The organism is Citrobacter freundii complex sp. CFNIH2 (genome assembly GCF_002880615.1).
GTDB lineage: Bacteria > Pseudomonadota > Gammaproteobacteria > Enterobacterales > Enterobacteriaceae > Citrobacter_A > Citrobacter_A amalonaticus_F.
The window spans coordinates 300,657-317,498 of record NZ_CP025757.1 but is presented as its reverse complement, the minus strand read 5'-3'; the positions used below and the strand labels follow the sequence as shown (position 1 = coordinate 317,498).

The window sequence follows — 16,842 nt, the reverse complement described above, 5'->3', positions numbered from 1 at the left end:
AAATATCGGCGCCGATAACACATCTTCGTAGGATTACAGAATGAGAGAAAAAAGCCAAGACTGGCATCGTGCAGATATTAAAAGTGCACTTGAAAAAAGAGGTATTACGCTCAGGGATCTTTCGCGCGCGGCGGGCTTGTCACCCGATTCGCTACGGAACGTCTTTACCCGCAACTGGCCTCGCGCCGAGCAGATTATCGCTAACGCGCTGGAAACCACGCCAGACGTAATATGGCCGACCCGTTATATCAATATGCCACCTGTTCCTGCCGCTGAATCACCAGAGAATAATGAAAACTAATATTTCCTGTTTGTTTTATTCTTTGCCGGAATTAATAAATAAATTAGCGAAAGACATTGTAGACACCAATAGCACTAAAGGTTATGCCTGACGGAGAAAATATTGTTAATGCTTCTCGTAATCTTTTTACGCGTTTCATTAACAGAGGTTATTATGAGTTGGGATAAAACAGCTGCGACTAATTATGCAAAATCGCATGCAGGCGGAAATCCTGGTGGGCATAGGGCGATTTTCGACGGTTCAGAGTGGTATTCAGACTTCAGACAGCGCGACATGTGGGCAGGACCGGGTTATCGGGCAGCAAAACCGACCTATATTATTTACAGCATCCCTTATACAGCGCCGGCGCTATTGCCCAGGCCCGGACGTGGTCTGCGAAAATCGCAGCAGAATACGAACCGCTTAACAAGTAAAAAGGGAGCCGTTTGGCTCCCTTTCTCATCAGCAATCGTCTTACGCTTTCAGCTTACGCATCACCAGCGTGGCGTTGGTGCCGCCGAAACCGAAACTGTTCGACATAACGGTGGTCAGTTCGCGATCGAGGGTTTCGGTCACGATGTTCAGACCTGCCGCCTGCTCGTCCATCTCTTCGATGTTGATGCTTGGTGCGACAAAGCCGTGTTCCAGCATCAACAGAGAGTAGATCGCTTCCTGTACGCCAGCGGCGCCCAGAGAGTGGCCGGTCATCGCTTTAGTCGCGGAGATCGCCGGGCTGTTATCGCCAAACACTTCGCGAATCGCCCCCAGTTCTTTTACGTCGCCAACCGGCGTAGAAGTACCGTGGGAGTTCAGGTAGTCAATTGGGGTATCAACGCCGTGCATCGCCATCTGCATGCAGCGCACCGCGCCTTCGCCAGACGGAGCCACCATGTCAGCGCCATCAGAGGTCGCGCCGTAGCCCACGATTTCTGCGTAGATATGCGCGCCACGCGCCAGAGCGTGTTCCAGTTCTTCGACCACTACCATACCGCCGCCGCCTGCAATGACAAAACCGTCACGGTGCGCATCATAGGTACGGGAAGCTTTAGAAGGCTGGTCGTTATATTTGGTGGACAGTGCGCCCATCGCGTCGAACTCACAGGCCATTTCCCAGCCCAGCTCTTCGCCGCCGCCAGCAAATACGATGTCCTGTTTGCCCAGTTGGATCTGCTCGACCGCATTACCGATGCAGTGTGCGGAGGTCGCACAGGCGGAGCTGATGGAGTAGTTTACGCCATGAATTTTGAACGGCGTCGCGAGGCAAGCGGAAACCGCAGAGCCCATCGCTTTGGTGACCACGTATGGGCCAACCGCTTTCAGGCCGCGCGGGCTACGCATTGCGTCAGCACCGAATACCTGCGCTTTAGACGAGCCGCCGGAACCGGCAATCAGGCCAACGCGCGGGTTGTTCTGATAGGCTTCTTCGCTCAGGCCTGCATCCGCAATCGCTTCACGCATGGAGAGATAGGCATAAATAGAGGCATCGTTCATGAAACGAACCACCTTACGGTCGATCAAACCAGTGGTGTCCAGTTTGACGTTGCCCCATACGTGGCTGCGCATTCCTGCATCTTTAAACTCGTCAGAAAAAGTGATCCCTGAACGTCCTTCACGCAGAGATGCCAGGACTTCCTGCTGGTTATTACCGATGCTGGAAACGATGCCCAAGCCAGTAATCACTGCACGTTTCATTCAATACCTCTGTAATCGCACTATAATAAGTTTCGATTGGCACAATAGCGTACACTTGTACGCCGAACAAGTCCGATCAGCCAATTTGTACTGAAATTTGCGCCGCCTGGCACACATCGCTAAGATCGTGACACTGCCTGTCAGACGAGTAACTTACGTGAAACAATACGCTATACAACCCGCCAACCTCGAATTCAACGCTGAGGGTACACCTGTTTCCCGAGATTTTGACGACGTCTACTTTTCCAACGACAACGGTCTGGAAGAGACGCGCTATGTCTTCCTCGGAGGCAACCGGATCACAGAACGCTTTGTGGAACATTCTCACCCGTTGTTTGTGGTGGCGGAGAGCGGCTTCGGCACAGGCCTGAACTTTCTCACGCTCTGGCAGGCGTTCGCTGCATTTCGCGCCACTCAGCCCGAGGCTACGCTACAAAGATTACATTTCATCAGTTTTGAAAAATTTCCGCTTAACCGTGACGATCTCACCGCGGCGCATCAGCACTGGCCGGAGTTGGCCGAATTTGCCGGACAACTTCAGGCCCAGTGGCCGTTGCCGCTGGCGGGTTGCCACCGTCTGCTGCTGGATGAAGGACGCGTCACGCTCGATCTCTGGTTTGGCGATATCAATGAACTCACCGACCAACTCGACGACAGCCTGAATCAAAAAGTCGACGCCTGGTTTCTCGACGGCTTCGCCCCGGCCAAAAATCCGGACATGTGGACGCCGACGCTGTTTAACGCCATGGCGCGGCTGGCCCGCCCGGGGGGGACGCTGGCGACCTTTACGTCTGCCGGATTTGTCCGTCGCGGGTTACAGGAAGCTGGTTTTACCATGCAGAAATGCAAAGGCTTTGGTCGCAAGCGGGAAATGCTGCGCGGCGTGATGGAACACACTCTCGCCCTTCCAGCGTCAACACCGTGGTTTGCCCGTCAGGGCAGTGACAAACGCGAGGTCGCCCTTATTGGCGGCGGGATTGCCAGCGCGCTGCTTTCACTGGCGCTATTGCGCCGTGGCTGGCAGGTGACGCTCTATTGCGCAGATGAAAGCCCTGCTCAGGGAGCCTCCGGCAACCGTCAGGGTGCGCTCTATCCACTTCTCAGCAAACACGATGCGGCGATCAATCTCTTTTTCCCTGCGGCGTTTACGTTCGCGCGTCGCCTCTACGATGCCTTGCCCGTGGGCTTCGATCATGACTGGTGCGGCGTCACGCAACTGGGTTGGGATGATAAAAGCCAGCAGAAAATCGCGCAGATGTTGTCGCTGGATTTACCGTCAGCGCTGGCGAGCGCAGTCGATGCCGAACAGGCGCGACACCTTACCGGTGTTGACACCGGCTGCGGCGGCGTGACGTATCCCCTGGGCGGCTGGCTGTGCCCGGCGCAGTTAACTGCCGCCGTGCTTCTGCTGGCCGAAAAACAGGGACTACGCTGCCACTATCAGCATTCGCTGGCGACGCTTAACCGTTCTGCTTCCGGCTGGGATCTGCACTTTAGCCACGGCGATCGCGCAGAGCATGCCGTAGTGGTGCTGGCTAACGGCCACCAGATTCCCCATTTTACTCAGACACAACCGCTGCCCGTCTACGCCGTCGCCGGCCAGGTCAGCCATATTCCGACGACACCAGCGCTTTCCGGGATCCGTCAGGTACTGTGTTATGACGGCTACCTTACACCGCAAAACCCGGCCAACCAGCAGCACTGCATCGGGGCCAGCTACCATCGCGGCAGCGAAGAAACACAGTATCGGGAAGACGATCAACAGCAGAACCGACAGCGCCTGATTGATTGTTTCCCGGCGGTGGAATGGGCTAAAGAGGTTGATGTGAGTGGCAACGCGGCGCGCTGCGGCGTGCGCTGTGCCACCCGCGATCATTTACCGATGGTGGGAAACGTTCCGGACTATAGCGCCACGCTGGCGCAGTATGCCGACTTAGCCGACAACAAAGCGGGCGCCGCAAGTGCGCCGGTGTATGACGATTTGTTTATGCTGGGTGCGCTGGGTTCCCGCGGGCTGTGCTCCGCTCCGCTGTGTGCAGAAATTCTGGCTTCGCAGATGAGTGATGAACCGGTGCCGATGGATGCCGCTACGCTTGCAGCCTTAAATCCAAATCGCTTATGGGTGCGGAAGTTGTTAAAAGGAAAAACGATTAAAACACAGATGGGATAAAAAACGCGCCATCCGGCAGGTTGAAATGCCGGATGACGGTGTCGTGATTATTGCGTTGCTTTCTGGAACAGCGCGTCCCACATCTCTTTGACTAACGCCTGATCGCGCGGCGACAACTCACCGGCACCGATAGCGTTTTCCAGGCTGCGGGTGACGTTGGCATAGACGGCCTGAGCAGAATGGTCATCGGTACCTTCCAGTTCTGCGACGGCTAACGTCAGGTGGCCACGCAAATACCCACTGGCAAACAGCTCATCATCGCTTGCATGCTCTACCATGTCGTCGATTAATGCCAGAATGCGTGATTCAAACTCCGCGATCATCTTCTTTCCTCATTGTAACGTGGCACTGGCTTCAGTTGAGCGCTTCTGGCCACGGGAACTGTTCCGCCGTAAGTTCAGGCGTGTGATAATAATCCTGTAATGCCTTGATAAAGCGCGCCGGACGTTCGGGAATGCCCTCCTCCAGATACGCCATCACCTGTGCATGAACCCGACGCTGAAACACCACGCGGTCCGGTTCAAAATCGCCTTCCAGGTTGTCGCAACTGACGTTAAACGGATACCCCGCCGCCACGCAAAATAACCAGTCAAACGCCTGCGGTTTCACTTCCACATCTTCAAACTGGCCCTGCGTCGCCGCATCGCGACCGTCCGGGCAATACCAGTAGCCGAAATCCACCTGTTCGCGGCGCGCTTTTCCGGCAATGCACCAGTGCGAAATCTCATGCAATGCGCTGGCGTAAAAGCCGTGCGCAAAAACAATCCGGTGATATGGGATCTCCGCATCAGCAGGAAGATAGATCGGTTCGTCGTCGCCTTTAATCAGACGGGTATTAAAATCATCGGCAAAGCAGCCGTTAAAAATATCAATCAATTGTTCGTAGCGGTGCGTACTGTTCATTAACTCATCCCCAGCCAGTGGAGAATCTCCTGTCCATGGTTATCATAAAGAAGTTTCATACTCATCACCGCCGAGACAATGACGATCATGGGCCGAATCAGCTTTTGTCCTTTGCTCAGTACCAGTCGGGAGCCCATCCGCGCCCCGAAAAATTGGCCGATCAGCATGACAAAACCGGTGGCCCAAATCACTTTCCCGCCGATGACAAACAGCAGCAGGCCGCCAATATTGGAGGTGGCATTCAGCACCTTGGCGTGAGCAGTCGATTTAGCGAGGTTATAGCCACACAGCATGACAAACGACAGCGCATAAAATGAACCAGCCGCCGGGCCAAAGAAACCATCGTAAAAGCCTACGCAGCCACCAGCCACCAGAGCAAACGGCAGACCGTACAGACGACGCTGTCTGTCTTCCTCGCCGACTTTCGGCATCAGCAAAAAGTAGAGACCAATGCAGATCACCAGAACAGGCAGGATCTGTCGCAACACGTCTGACTGCACATGTTGCACCAGCAGTGCGCCGCTCATCGAACCAATAAACGTCATCGCGATATTGAATTTCTGGTCGGCGAGGTTCACCACTTTACGGCGAATAAAATAAATTGAAGAAGAAATCGAACCGCCGCAGGCCTGCAGTTTATTGGTCGCCAGCGCCTGCGCGGGAGACATCCCTGCCGCCATCAGCGCGGGGATGGTCAACAGACCGCCGCCGCCCGCCAGTGAGTCGATAAATCCAGCCAACATTGCCACAAAAAACAACACCATCAACAGCAGCGGAGAGACCATAAACAGGTCCGCAAAATTATCCATTAGAGTACATGCTCATCCAGCAGCGCCTGGCAGGAAGGCGGCAACGGAGGCGGTGTCTTCTTCTCAGGCTTTGTTGTTCCAGGTTTTGGCGGTTCAAACCAACTTTGTAGCTCAGCGCCGCAACCGTCGCCCGGAGGAGGCAAAGGCTGATCTTCACACTCAAGGCTGTCGGCAGGGCAACGTAATCGTACATGCATATGCGCACGATGCTGGAACCAGGGTCGCACTTTACGTAACCAGTCGCGATCGGTACCGGCATCCAGGCAGAGCTGTTGTTTTATGGCAGGATTCACGAAAATACGCGTGACGTCGTTATCTTTCGCCGCCAGCTTAATCAGACTGGAGATTTCCGGTTTCCACAGGGTCGGCACGACATGTTTACCGTCACGGGCGACCAAATCCAGCGCCTGGGGACGCAGCAGTTGCGCCTGAGTCCAGCGGTTTTTTGGCAACTGCAGGAAAATGTCCACATCCAGACCGGTCTGGTGGCTGGCATGTCCACCGTTAAATCGACCGCCGGCGGGCATTCCCATATCGCCAATCAGCACCGTTCCCAGCCCAAGATTGCTCACCTGCGTACTCAGTCGCTGGATAAACATCACCAGATCGGGATGGCCGAAATAGCGACGCTGATCGGTGCGCATCACCTGATAGTGATCCGACTGCACGGGAAGCGTGTCCGCCCCCACAATGCAGCCGTTCGAGAAACCACCAATTGACTGCGCGCTGCCCGGCACGGGCTGGGTAATTTTCTGCCACGGCGTCGCCGCCAGGCTGGCCGTGCTGGCAAGCAGAGCCAGCAGTGCTATCGCGGTTTTTTTCATTTCTTACCAGCGTGGAATATCCGTTTTGACATCCGCATTTTGCGCCCGTTGACGTAACAGATGATCCATCAGCACGATCGCCAGCATCGCTTCCGCGATCGGTACCGCACGGATCCCCACGCACGGATCGTGACGACCTTTAGTGATCATCTCCACCTCGTCGCCAAAGCGATTAATCGTGCGGCCCGGAACGGTAATACTGGACGTTGGTTTCAGCGCCATGTGGGCCACGATTTGCTGGCCGCTGCTGATCCCGCCCAGAATACCGCCGGCATGGTTGCTCTGAAACCCGTCTTTGGTGATTTCATCACGGTTCTGACTGCCGCGTAGCGCCACGACGTCAAACCCGTCACCAATTTCGACGCCTTTCACCGCGTTGATGCTCATCAGCGCGTGGGCGATATCGGCATCGAGTCTGTCAAACACGGGTTCACCCAGCCCTGCCGGAACGCCACTGGCGACCACGGTCACTTTCGCGCCAATGGAATCGCCCTCTTTTTTCAGCGCACGCATCAATTCATCCAGCGCGTCGATCTTATCCGGGTCCGGGCAGAAGAAAGGATTTTGCTCAACCTGCGACCAGTCTTTGATCGCCAGCGGAATGTCGCCCATCTGGGTCAGACAGCCCTGAATGGTTACGCCAAACTTTTCGGCGAGGTATTTTTTGGCAATTGCGCCAGCCGCCACGCGCATCGCGGTTTCCCGCGCGGAAGAACGTCCACCGCCACGATAATCGCGCAGGCCGTATTTCTGCTCGTAGGTGTAATCCGCGTGTCCCGGACGAAACACGTCCTTGATGGCGCTGTAGTCCTGCGAACGCTGATCGGTGTTTTCAATCAGCAGACCAATGCTGGTCCCCGTCGTTACGCCTTCAAACACGCCAGAGAGGATTTTCACCTGATCCGGTTCGCGGCGCTGCGTCGTGTAACGCGACGTGCCAGGGCGACGTCTGTCGAGATCGTGCTGCAGGTCAGCTTCCGTCAGCGGAATGCCTGGCGGCACACCGTCGACGATACAACCGAGCGCCAGCCCGTGCGATTCGCCGAAGGTGGTTACACGAAAGAGTTGTCCAATTGTATTTCCTGCCATTGCGGTCTCGTTATTGTCGTTGTTGTTTAATCTTTATAGAGGCTGAAGTGCTCGCGGGCAGCAATCAACTCGGCTTTGGTCAGCATAAAGACGCCATCGCCGCCATTGTCGAATTCCAGCCAGGTGAACGGCACATCCGGATATTGTTCCATCAGATGTACCATGCTGTTACCGACTTCACAAATCAGAATACCGTCATCGGACAGGTAATCCGGCGCGTTGCCCAGAATGCGACGGGTGAGTTTCAGGCCGTCAGTGCCGGACGCCAGCCCCAGTTCCGGCTCGTGACGATATTCATTCGGCAGATCGGACATATCTTCCGCATCAACGTACGGCGGGTTGGTCACGATCAGGTCGTACTGAACTTTAGGCAGATCGCGGAACAGATCGGAGCGAATAGGCGTGACGTGATGGATCAGACCGTGCTCTTCAATGTTGTGTTCGGTCACGGCCAGCGCATCTGTCGAGATATCTACCGCATCTACTTCCGCTTCCGGGAAGGCATAGGCGCAGGCAATCGCAATACAGCCGCTGCCGGTACACATATCGAGGATAAGCTGAGGCGGTTCATTAACCAGCCCCGCAAAGCGGTTGTTGATCAGCTCGCCAATCGGAGAGCGCGGCACCAGCACGCGTTCATCAACATAGAACTCATGGCCGCAGAACCAGGCTTTGTTGGTCAGATAGGCCACCGGAATACGTTCGTTCACACGGCGGATCACGCGCTCGACAATACGGTGGCGCTCGCTGGAGGTCAGGCGCGCGGTACGCATATCTTCTGGAATATCCAGCGGCAGATACAGCGATGGCAGCACCAGTTGCACGGCTTCATCCCACGGGTTATCGGTACCGTGACCGTACCAGATGTTCGCCGCACTAAAACGGCTGACCGCCCAGCGCAACATGTCCTGAATGGTATGCAGATCACTCACTGCTTCATCAACGAAAATTTTATCCACCTGTTCCTCCAGGGCATGCTCGCATTAATTTCGGCGGCTAGTTTGCCATGAAGACGGCGATAAATCAGCAATCACGCAGGGGTTGCGGGTGAAAATTGCGTTTTGAGCATTCGCATCCGCATCGAGTCGGGTAAACTAACGGACAATAAAAAAAGATGAGACCGCAGAATGAAAAAGAAAACATCGCTGAGCGAGGAGGACCAGGCGCTGTTCCGGCAGCTGATGACCGGCACCCGTCAGATTAAGCAGGACACCATTGTTCATCGCCCGCTGCGTAAAAAGATCAGCGAGGTGCCGGTAAAGCGACTGCTTTCGGAGCAGGCTGATGCCAGCCATTATTTCTCTGATGAGTTTCAGCCGCTGCTGAATACGGAAGGCCCGGTGAAATATCTCCGTCCTGACGTTAGCCATTTCGAGCTGAAGAAAATGCGCCGTGGCGATTACTCCCCGGAGCTGTTTCTCGATTTACACGGTCTGACGCAGCTGCAGGCAAAGCAGGAACTGGGCGCGCTGATTGCCGCCTGCCGCCGGGAACATGTGTTTTGCGCCTGCGTGATGCACGGTCACGGTAAACATGTGCTGAAACAACAGACGCCGCTGTGGCTGGCGCAGCATCCGCACGTCATGGCCTTCCATCAGGCACCGAAAGAGTACGGCGGCGATGCCGCGCTGCTGGTGTTAATCGAAGTGGAAGAGTGGGCGCCGCCGGAACTACCCTGAGCGCAGAAACAACAAGAGCCGCATCAGCGGCTCTTTAAAGGTAAGACGACAGGTTAAATCGCTTTCGCCATTTTGAGGTTACACGGGCTCATCTGCCAGTTGAACACCCCTTTTCCGCTTTCATCCAGCGTCACACTGGCAATCGCGGAGGTGGTAAACATCGGCGGCGTTTCGCCTGGGCACAGCTCGGACACCAGATAACCCACTAACGGAAGGTGGGAGATCACCAGCGCGGTGGCTACGCCTTCATTGGCCAGAGCCTGCAAATAGGCGCTGACCAGACCGACATCGCCGCAGGGAGTCAACTCCGGCAAAACATCCACGTCGCCTGGCAGGTTCATGCATCCCCCTACCACATCCAACGTTTGTTCGGCTCGCAGGAACGGGCTCACCAGAACACGTTCGATATCCACTTTTTGACCTTTCAGCCAGTTCGCCATAAGGCGAGATTCATCACAACCGCAGGAGGTTAAGGGACGAACCGAATCACTGGCGGCATCGAGGGCCGCGTCGCCGTGACGCATGATAAAAACTTGCATATTGCACCGCTTTTGTTAACCAGAATCACGCACCCCAGCCAAACCCCTCAGGGTCGCTGTAATGCAGTGGCCGGCATTGTGCCTTATCCGTTCACTGAATGAAACGCTGTGTTTTACCTCAATGGCGTAAGTATAGTCAATCTGTGTTTACAATTTAACCACCCTACAGCCATTCAGTGCGGATATACCTTACATTTGACCATGTTCATTCAGGTCAGTTGCATCTGCTTTCCAGAAACTTTCACCCCGCTCCGCCATCTGTAACAACGTATCGCACGGCATGAACCGCGGACCATACAGCGAAGCCAGACGTTGCAATACCGCAACCACTTCACCCGCCCCGAGAGAATCCATATAACGGAACGGGCCACCGAGAAACGGAGGAAAACCAATACCAAACACCGCGCCAATGTCACCATCGCGCGCGCTACGAATCACCTGTTCATCGAAACAGCGCGCCGCCTCATTAAGCATTAACATGACGCAGCGTTCCGCAATCTGCGAAGCGGAGAGTCGGCTCTGCCCCTGTGCACCAATAAGCGTATAAATTGCAGGGTCGACCTGTTTTTTGCTTTTACGCCCTTTCGCCCCATAAAGATAGAAACCCCGACCATTTTTTCTACCTTTGCGATCGTCATTCAAAATTGATGAAACAACATTTGCAGGGGCGCTAAAACGCTCGCCATAAGCGGCTTCCAGTATCGGTATAATTTTAGTGCCTGTGTCAATTCCGACCTCATCCAAAAGTTGGATTGGCCCGACCGGAAAACCAAACTTTACCAGTGCGCTGTCGATCTGCTCGACCCGCTCACCTTCGGTCAGCAGGCGAATCGCTTCATTGATATACGGCGCAAGAATACGGTTTACGTAGAACCCAGCCTTATCACGCACCACAATCGGCGTTTTGCCCTGTTTTTTCGCCAGCTTAACCGTCGTGGCGATGGTTTGCCCCGACGTCGTAGCATGCGGAATCACTTCCACCAGCGGCATTTTTTCTACCGGACTAAAGAAGTGCAGACCAATCACCTGCTCAGGTCTGGCCGCTTTTGCCGCAATATCGCCAATAGGTAAAGATGACGTGTTGGATGCAAAAATGGTGTGAGATGCACAATTCTGCTCAACTTCTGCCACCATCTGTTGTTTTAACGGCAGATCTTCAAATACCGCTTCAATCACCAGATCGCGATGGGAAAAACCGCGATAGTCGACCGAACCCGAAATCAGCGCCAGCTGTTTGTCACGTTCACTGGCTTTGATATGCCGACGACGCACCTTCGTTTCAAGCTGATCCCAGCTGTATTTCAGCGCGTGATTGATTCCTTTGGTATTAATGTCTTTGATGCGAACTGGCAAGCCACCTTTACAGGCTGTGACGTACGCAATACCGCCCCCCATCAGCCCACCGCCTAAAACGCCGACGCTGTTAAGCGGCCCGGGCGGAACCTCGCTGCCCGGATCCTTTTTCACGTCCGTACTGGCAAAAAAGATATTGCGTAACGCCTGCGATTGCGACGTCATCGCCAGCTCGCCAAACGCGCGCGCTTCCGCGTCATAGCCGCTGCTGCTACCCTGCGCCAGTCCGGTTTCAATCACCTGTAAAATACGTTCTGTCGCCGGGTAATTTCCCTGGGTTTTCTGTTCTGTTTTCTTGCTGACCATGCGGAACAGCAACGCCCGCCCGAGCGGACCCGCCAGAATACGTTCACGAACCGGCAGAGGACGATGAACGGGACGATCTTTTTTCGCCCATTCCACAGCGGCATCCAGCAGGATCGTCTGCGGGACCACCTCATCCACCAACCCCGCTTTCAGCGCCTGCTTCGCGCGAAGTTGCTTACCGGTGAGGATCATATCCAGCGCCGTACTGACGCCCACCCGTCGGGGTAGCCGTTGGGTGCCGCCCGACCCCGGCAGCAGCCCGAGTTGAACTTCCGGTAACCCGAGTACGGTTTTCACATCGTCCGTGCAGACGCGAGTATGGCAGGCCAGCGCCAGCTCAAGCCCACCGCCCAGGCAGGCACCGTGAATGGCGGCCACCACCGGGATCGGCAGCGCATTGATCTCGGCCATCAGTTGCTGCCCCTGTCGCGCCAGCGTTTCTGCTTCCTGCGCGCTTTTACAGCGGCCAATCATATTGATATCCGCCCCGGCAATGAAATTGTCCGCTTTTGCGGAAATAATGACGACGCCGCGGATCGCCTTGTTCTCGCGAATCTGTTTAAGAATGATGCGTACCTGCGAGGCAAACTCCGCCTTGAGGGTATTCATCTTTTCTCCGGGGACATCAACGGAGATGACCGCGACATTATCCAGACGCACATTAAGCGTAAAAGCCGATGTCATTTCCATTATTCCGCCTCCAGAACCATTGCCGCACCCAGCCCACCCGCCGCGCAGGCGGTGACCAGGCCAAAGCCGCCGCCACGACGACGCAATTCGTGCAGCGTTTGCGTGATCATTCTCGCGCCAGTTGCGGCAAAGGGATGTCCAAAGGCAATCGAACCGCCAAGTACGTTAAATTTGCTGTCATCCACTTCGCCAGTGGCATGGCTTCGACCGAGCACGTCGCGGGCAAAACGCTCACTGCCGAGCAGTTGGAGATTGGCCAGCGTCTGCGCGGCAAAGGCTTCGTGCATATCGAAAAGCGTCAGATCGGCCATCGTGATGCCCGCACGTTCCAGCGCCAGCGGCGTAGACCAGGCCGGCCCCAGCAGCATATCCTGCCAGACATCGATTGCGGTAAACGCATAGCTGCGCAGATAGCCAAGCGGAACCAACCCCAACTCTTTGGCACGAGATTCTGTCATCAGGATGACTGCCGCCGCGCCGTCGGTCAGCGGGGTGCTGTTTGCCGCCGTAACGCTGCCATGTTTTCGGTCAAATGCCGGACGCAGCCTGGCGTAGTCTGCCAGCGTGGAGTTGCCGCGAATATTGTTGTCTTCAGACAGGGGGTCTTTAAAAGGCGGAGTGTAAGTAGTCATCACTTCATCGGTCAGCTTGCCTTCTGCCCACGCCAGGGCGGCTCGCTGATGAGAACGATGCGCCAGGGCATCCTGTTGTTCACGGGTAATGCCGTAGGTTTTCGCCATCTGCTCGGCGGTATCGCCCATTCGCAAACCGGTGGAGTATTCCGCCACGGCAGGCGGGACGGGCATCAGATCGCGCAAGCGCAGACGGGAAAAGAGTTTCAGACGCTGCCCCAGCGTGCGGGCTTTGTTGACATCGACCAGCACCCGCGCCAGTTTTTTGCTGACGCCAATAGGCAGCACCGAAGAAGAGTCCGCCCCACCGGCGATACCCGCACGAATGGTGCCGGCCATCAGGCTTTCGGCAACGTTGGCGACAGCCTGAAAGCTGGTCGCACAGGCGCGACTGACGCTGTAGGCATCGGTATGCACATTCATCCCGGTCCCGAGCACAATTTCACGCGCGATGTTCGGCGCTTCCGGCATTTGTACAACCTGGCCAAAAACCAGTTGTTCAATCACCTCTGCAGGGATTTCACTGCGCGCAAGCAGTTCGCCAACCACCATTTTGCCGAGATCGACGGCGGGAATGCCATGATAAGCGGTCGCCTGACGGGCAAAAGGCGTACGTAATCCGCTCACGATGGCGATGCGATCGCCCTGACGGGTGACCAGCGGTAATGCCTGACTCATAACACTCCCCTGTAAAAAATAAATAAGTGGTCTGACCTGATCATAGTCTTAACCAATTTTTTACATTTAGCCAAGCGGAGCGCAAAGAAAGTGAGAGCTACGGCACAGTGAATAATCACTGTCTGAAATGAAAATGCCCCGGGAAAACTCACCGGGGCATCAGAAATAACGAGGTGGGATTAACGCAGACCCAGCTGGAAAATCAGGGTTTCGGCTTCGCAGGCGAAGACAAAATCGATATCCAGGCGCACACCGTCAGACTCTTCGGTGAAGGTCGAGGTGATTTTGCACGGTTCAGATTCCACGCTACGCGCTTTTTCGGTCAGCGCCGCCAGCGTCTCTTCAGCCTCTGCGCGGTTAGCGAACACGCGGCTGTATGATGCGGTGCAATCGGAGTTGTCCATGATGGTACCAACATCCATACAGCAGCAAACCGGGGTTTCATCAGCACTGCATTTACTCATTGTAGATTTCCTCTGTATTTCGCACCCAGGGTGCCAGATAAACGATGGGGATATTTTACGCTCCCCACATTCACCTCTCCAGTTGTTAATTGTGCGAAATGAGATAAGTGACCGAAATCACAATTAAAAATGATCTAAAACAAATTTCACCTAAAAGGGTGAGTGCGCAAACCGGCAATTTTGCCAGCTGGATCGCGTTTTTAAGATCACAATTGAAAAAAGTTATAAACATACTTGCAACATTTCAGCTGGTCAGACCTATACTCACGCCACTGGTCTGATTTCTAAGTCGTACCGCAGACCCTACACTTCGCGCTCCTGTTACACCATGTAACATAGTTTGTATAAAAATAAATCAATTGAGGTTATGGTCATGAGCCAGAAAACCCTGTTAACAAAGTCTGCTCTCGCAGTCGCAGTGGCAATTATCTCCACCCAGGCCTGGTCTGCAGGCTTTCAGTTAAACGAATTTTCTTCCTCTGGCCTCGGCCGGGCCTATTCGGGTGAAGGCGCTATCGCAGATGATGCAGGTAACGTCAGCCGTAACCCAGCGCTGATCACGATGTTCGATCGCCCGACGTTCTCTGCGGGTGCGGTCTATATCGATCCGGACGTCAACATCAGCGGACGCTCACCGTCTGGCCGTAGCCTTGATGCCGATAACATCGCGCCGACGGCATGGGTGCCGAACGCACACTTTGTTGCGCCGATTAACGATCAGTTCGGTTGGGGGGCATCCATTACCTCCAACTACGGTCTGGCAACAGAGTTCAACGATACCTACGCAGGCGGTTCTGTCGGCGGTACCACCGACCTCGAAACCATGAACCTCAACTTAAGCGGTGCCTATCGCTTAGATGACGCCTGGAGCTTCGGTCTCGGTCTGAACGCCGTTTATGCGCGGGCGAAAATCGAACGCTTCGCCGGTGACCTGGGTCAACTGGTCGCCGGTCAGGTGATGAACTCTCCTGCCGGACAAACGCCGCAGGGTCAGCAACTGGCTGCCACCGCAAACGGCATCCCAAGCGATACCAAAATTGCCCACCTGAACGGCAACCAATGGGGCTTCGGATGGAACGCCGGGATCCTGTATGAACTGGATAAAAACAACCGCTACGCGTTGACCTACCGTTCTGAAGTCAAAATTGACTTTAAAGGTAACTACAGCAGCGATCTGCCACCGGCGATCAACAACTACAACCTGGGTATCCCGACCGCTACCGGCGGCGCAACTCAGTCAGGTTACCTGACGCTGAACCTGCCAGAAATGTGGGAAGTGTCCGGTTATAACCGCGTGGCGCCACAGTGGGCTATCCACTACAGCCTGGCCTATACCAGCTGGAGTCAGTTCCAGGAGCTGAAAGCGAAATCCACCGGTGGTGAGACGCTGTTCCAGAAAGATGAAGGCTTTAAAGACGCCTACCGCATCGCACTGGGTACCACCTACTACTACGATGATAACTGGACGTTCCGTACCGGTATCGCCTTCGATGATAGCCCGGTTCCGGCACAAAACCGTTCTATCTCGATTCCGGATCAGGACCGCTTCTGGCTGAGCGCCGGTACCACCTACGCCTTCAATAAAGATGCGTCTGTGGACGTTGGCGTCTCTTACATGCACGGCCAGAGCGTTAAAATTAACGAAGGTCCGTATCAGTTCGAGTCTGAAGGTAAAGCCTGGCTGTTCGGTACCAACTTCAACTACGCATTCTGATTTCTTGCAGATGTAAAAAAGGTGAGCTTTTTAGCTCACCTTTTTATTTGCCCAATCAGGCTTACTCGGAATCGATCTCTTTCAGTTCGTCCTGAATCGCCTGCGCGTTCGGATTTTCCTGTGGCTTGAGCTTGCCACCATCAGCGATAAAATCATGACGCTGGAAGTAAGCTTCACGAACCATAATGTAGGGATCGGAGGACTGACGCAGCAGACCATCGGAGTCCAGCAACTGGGCGCGGGTTTCAATCCCTTCAACCGTCCATTTACCAATAGACATCGGCCAGGTCAGCCAGGAAAGCACCGGATATAACGTATCCGCCATATCGCCGCCATCATCACGGATCGTCCAGCTACCATAGAACGGTAACTGCACGTAAGGACCGTAGCCTACGCCATAGTGACCTAAGGTGCTGCCGAAGCGATGGGGTTCCACGCGCTGCAGTTTCGGGTTCGCCATACCGGCGACATCAATAAAGCCGCCCATCCCCAGGATAGTGTTGAGGAAGAAACGGGTGAAATGCACCATCCCCTGATACGGATCGCCTTGCAGGAAATAGTTCACCATCACCGCCGGCTCTTCCAGGTTGCCGGTGAAGTTGCTCAGACCATTACGGGCAGGCTGCGGAACATAATCACGCCAGGCGACGGCCACCGGTCGAACGATATACGGATCCAACACATTAAAGTTGAAGTTGTACATGGTGCGGTTGAACCCTTCAAACGGGTCTGAACGCCCCTGCTGTTCTGTGCCGGAACTCGCACACCCCACCAGCAGTGTGGTTCCCAGCGCAAGCGCCGACAGGCGAAGCTTCATAAATGTCTCCCTGTTAATTATGGCTATCGCTGATTGCCATCCATGACGGAACGCTACCGTATCCGCCTGTAAAGGTGTGAGCGATTGTAACAGTACGTCAAACGATGTCTATATCACCGAACTTGTTGATTTGATCATAGCCTGGTCACACCAGAATCGTCGCGCTTCTATTTTAGCGGGATGAAGAAAAACAAACGTTACCA

16 protein-coding genes and 1 pseudogene are annotated in these 16,842 nt (G+C 54.8%); 5 read left to right on the top strand and 12 right to left on the bottom strand.

Annotation, left to right across the window (positions count from 1 at the left end; genetic code table 11):
* Positions 1-40: 40 nt before the first annotated feature.
* Positions 41-301: a transcriptional regulator gene (locus WM46_RS01540; RefSeq protein ID WP_102601244.1), complete on the top strand. Its 261-nt coding sequence runs from the start codon at positions 41-43 to the stop codon at positions 299-301.
* A gap of 195 nt (positions 302-496) precedes the next feature.
* Positions 497-625 (top strand): annotated as a pseudogene (locus WM46_RS26540) (hypothetical protein); the annotation flags it as partial.
* A gap of 129 nt (positions 626-754) precedes the next feature.
* Here WM46_RS26540 and fabB read toward each other — a convergent pair.
* On the bottom strand, positions 755-1,972 hold the full coding sequence (fabB, locus tag WM46_RS01535; protein ID WP_042317749.1) for a beta-ketoacyl-ACP synthase I: 1,218 nt from the start codon (positions 1,970-1,972) through the stop codon (positions 755-757).
* 157 nt (positions 1,973-2,129) lie between these two features.
* Here fabB and mnmC point away from each other — a divergent pair, with 157 nt between their 5' ends.
* Positions 2,130-4,142 carry a bifunctional tRNA (5-methylaminomethyl-2-thiouridine)(34)-methyltransferase MnmD/FAD-dependent 5-carboxymethylaminomethyl-2-thiouridine(34) oxidoreductase MnmC gene (gene mnmC / locus WM46_RS01530; RefSeq protein WP_102601243.1) on the top strand — a complete coding sequence of 671 codons (2,013 nt, stop codon included), beginning with the start codon at positions 2,130-2,132 and terminating at the stop codon, positions 4,140-4,142.
* A gap of 47 nt (positions 4,143-4,189) precedes the next feature.
* Here the strand turns inward: mnmC and WM46_RS01525 are convergent, their stop codons facing one another.
* Genes WM46_RS01525 through prmB form a run of 6 tightly spaced genes read right to left on the bottom strand, consistent with a single transcriptional unit; the run spans position 4,190 to position 8,726 of the window.
* Positions 4,190-4,465, bottom strand: a complete 276-nt coding sequence (locus WM46_RS01525) for a YfcL family protein (RefSeq protein WP_061074846.1) — start codon at positions 4,463-4,465, stop codon at positions 4,190-4,192.
* A gap of 31 nt (positions 4,466-4,496) precedes the next feature.
* Positions 4,497-5,045 carry an elongation factor P hydroxylase gene (locus WM46_RS01520; RefSeq protein ID WP_061074847.1) on the bottom strand — a complete coding sequence of 183 codons (549 nt, stop codon included), beginning with the start codon at positions 5,043-5,045 and terminating at the stop codon, positions 4,497-4,499.
* Positions 5,045-5,854: a sulfite exporter TauE/SafE family protein gene (locus tag WM46_RS01515; RefSeq protein WP_102601242.1), complete on the bottom strand. Its 810-nt coding sequence runs from the start codon at positions 5,852-5,854 to the stop codon at positions 5,045-5,047. The genes WM46_RS01520 and WM46_RS01515 overlap by 1 nt, the downstream gene beginning before the upstream one ends.
* Positions 5,854-6,678 carry a penicillin-insensitive murein endopeptidase gene (gene mepA / locus WM46_RS01510; protein WP_102601241.1) on the bottom strand — a complete coding sequence of 275 codons (825 nt, stop codon included), beginning with the start codon at positions 6,676-6,678 and terminating at the stop codon, positions 5,854-5,856. Before mepA ends, WM46_RS01515 begins: the two co-directional genes overlap by 1 nt.
* A gap of 3 nt (positions 6,679-6,681) precedes the next feature.
* The gene (gene aroC / locus WM46_RS01505) at positions 6,682-7,767 is read right to left on the bottom strand and encodes a chorismate synthase (RefSeq protein WP_061074850.1); all 1,086 of its coding nucleotides are present in this window, start codon (positions 7,765-7,767) and stop codon (positions 6,682-6,684) included.
* Between the two features lie 26 nt (positions 7,768-7,793).
* The gene (gene prmB, locus WM46_RS01500) at positions 7,794-8,726 is read right to left on the bottom strand and encodes a 50S ribosomal protein L3 N(5)-glutamine methyltransferase (RefSeq protein WP_061074851.1); all 933 of its coding nucleotides are present in this window, start codon (positions 8,724-8,726) and stop codon (positions 7,794-7,796) included.
* Between the two features lie 168 nt (positions 8,727-8,894).
* Here prmB and smrB point away from each other — a divergent pair, with 168 nt between their 5' ends.
* Positions 8,895-9,446 carry an endonuclease SmrB gene (gene smrB / locus WM46_RS01495; protein WP_102601240.1) on the top strand — a complete coding sequence of 184 codons (552 nt, stop codon included), beginning with the start codon at positions 8,895-8,897 and terminating at the stop codon, positions 9,444-9,446.
* A 53-nt stretch (positions 9,447-9,499) separates the two neighbouring features.
* Here smrB and sixA read toward each other — a convergent pair whose 3' ends face one another.
* From sixA to WM46_RS01475, 4 genes are all read right to left on the bottom strand, one after another.
* On the bottom strand, positions 9,500-9,985 hold the full coding sequence (sixA, locus tag WM46_RS01490) for a phosphohistidine phosphatase SixA (RefSeq protein WP_061074853.1): 486 nt from the start codon (positions 9,983-9,985) through the stop codon (positions 9,500-9,502).
* Positions 9,986-10,174: 189 nt separating this feature from the next.
* Positions 10,175-12,334: a fatty acid oxidation complex subunit alpha FadJ gene (fadJ, locus tag WM46_RS01485; RefSeq protein WP_102601239.1), complete on the bottom strand. Its 2,160-nt coding sequence runs from the start codon at positions 12,332-12,334 to the stop codon at positions 10,175-10,177.
* Positions 12,334-13,644: an acetyl-CoA C-acyltransferase FadI gene (gene fadI, locus WM46_RS01480; protein WP_102601238.1), complete on the bottom strand. Its 1,311-nt coding sequence runs from the start codon at positions 13,642-13,644 to the stop codon at positions 12,334-12,336. The genes fadJ and fadI overlap by 1 nt, the downstream gene beginning before the upstream one ends.
* 179 nt (positions 13,645-13,823) lie before the next feature.
* A complete protein-coding gene (locus WM46_RS01475; protein ID WP_042317736.1) occupies positions 13,824-14,108 on the bottom strand; it encodes a YfcZ/YiiS family protein in 285 nt (94 codons plus the stop codon).
* A gap of 373 nt (positions 14,109-14,481) precedes the next feature.
* Between WM46_RS01475 and fadL the strand changes: the two genes are divergently transcribed.
* Positions 14,482-15,822 carry a long-chain fatty acid transporter FadL gene (gene fadL, locus WM46_RS01465; protein WP_061074856.1) on the top strand — a complete coding sequence of 447 codons (1,341 nt, stop codon included), beginning with the start codon at positions 14,482-14,484 and terminating at the stop codon, positions 15,820-15,822.
* A 61-nt stretch (positions 15,823-15,883) separates the two neighbouring features.
* Here the strand turns inward: fadL and mlaA are convergent, their stop codons facing one another.
* Positions 15,884-16,639: a phospholipid-binding lipoprotein MlaA gene (gene mlaA / locus WM46_RS01460; RefSeq protein ID WP_042999958.1), complete on the bottom strand. Its 756-nt coding sequence runs from the start codon at positions 16,637-16,639 to the stop codon at positions 15,884-15,886.
* Between the last annotated feature and the right edge of the window lie 203 nt (positions 16,640-16,842).